The sequence below is a fragment of the Mesorhizobium sp. P5_C1 genome (assembly GCF_054049815.1).
The window spans coordinates 1-1,230 of the sequence record NZ_JBFULQ010001005.1 but is presented as its reverse complement, the minus strand read 5'-3'; the positions used below and the strand labels follow the sequence as shown (position 1 = coordinate 1,230).

General features: G+C 61.7%; 2 protein-coding genes and 1 pseudogene. 1 reads left to right on the top strand and 2 read right to left on the bottom strand.

All coding sequences use genetic code 11. The features are described from left to right. Both ACXJ7R_RS33410 and hemP read right to left on the bottom strand, forming a co-directional pair. A pseudogene (locus tag ACXJ7R_RS33410) lies at window positions 1-124 on the bottom strand (hemin-degrading factor); the annotation flags it as partial. 22 nt (window positions 125-146) lie between these two features. Continuing rightward, on the bottom strand, window positions 147-353 hold the full coding sequence (hemP, locus tag ACXJ7R_RS33405) for a hemin uptake protein HemP (RefSeq protein ID WP_457155520.1): 207 nt from the start codon (window positions 351-353) through the stop codon (window positions 147-149). 200 nt (window positions 354-553) lie between these two features. Between hemP and ACXJ7R_RS33400 the strand changes: the two genes are divergently transcribed. Then, window positions 554-1,230: TonB-dependent receptor plug domain-containing protein (locus ACXJ7R_RS33400; RefSeq protein WP_457155519.1), on the top strand; the 677-nt coding region annotated here is incomplete at its 3' end.

Here is a 1,230-nt window from a genome sequence, read left to right as displayed (position 1 = left end):
GCGCGGCGATGAGCTCGGCCTCCGAAATGCCGAGCTGGGCAGCCAGATCACGCTCGCGCGTCTTCGGATTCTCTGTCCGTGCCCGCCGGATTTCATGCGGGGCGGGTTTTACGCGCTGGTCCATGTTTCGTCCCTACTGCCTTGCCTTACTTGTTGAGAATGAGCTTGCCCTGGCGGGTGATCTTCAGCCGGTAGAGCGCGCCATGATGCTCGATGCCGATCTCGTGCTCGCCCTGGAACAGGGTGTTGCTGGACAGCGTTCGCACCGCCAGCGGAACCCGGTCGAAACGGGTGGAGGTGTCGTCGGAACGACGGACGCGATAGCGAAAGTCATTGGGATTGTGCGTGTTCATCTGGATCGATCCCTTTCCTGTGCCGGGCGCCTGGCTAGGCCTGCATAAATGCCGATTCATTTCTTGACTTGAATAATCATGTTTACTAGTCAGTGCAATACCGGAGTAAATGAGTCAACATTTAAGACGCCGGACACGATCAAAAAACGCCAGCGAGCCCCAGGCCAGCCAGCACCGAACCTGGACTTTGGAGTTGGGGCATGGGGTTGATGAATTGGGAATGGCGCGGCCGGTTTGACACTGGCCCGTTTGATGAGGGTCTTGGCGGGCGATCCACGGCAAGAGCAATGGCAGCCTTGCTGGCAAGCGTCGCGGCAGTCGCTTTGCTGGCGCCACCAGCCAGCGCCCAGCAAGCGGCGGAATCGCCGAAGGCGGAAGAGGCAAAGCCCGCCCCGGCGGGCGTAACACTGCTCGACAAGATCCTGGTGCTGAGCCGCACCGGCGAGACAGCGATCGAATCGCTGGCTTCGGCCAGCCATATCGACCAGGAACAGCTCGACCGCCGCATGGCGACGACGCCGAACGAGATGCTGCTTGGTGTGCCCGGTGTCGCGGCGCAGGCCGACGCCAGGCGTGTCAGCACCAGCATCAACATCCGTGGCCTGCAGGATTTCGGTCGCGTCGCGGTTATCGTCGACGGCGCCCGCCAGAATTTCCAGCGTTCCGACCACGGCACGCAGTCGACCTTCTACATCGATCCTGAGCTCGTCAACTCCGTCGACGTGATCCGCGGTCCTGTCGCCAACACCTATGGCTCGGGCGCCATCGGCGGCGTGGTCTTCTTCGACACCAAGGATGCCGAGGATTTCCTCAAGCCGAACGAGACATGGGCTGGCTCCGTCACCGGGCGCTATGAGAGCAATGGCAAGGGCTGGAC

What these genes read in the sequence shown, in the direction of transcription:
- hemP (WP_457155520.1), bottom strand. Translation starts at nt 353, where the DNA reads ATGAACACGCACAATCCCAATGACTTTCGCTATCGCGTCCGTCGTTCC.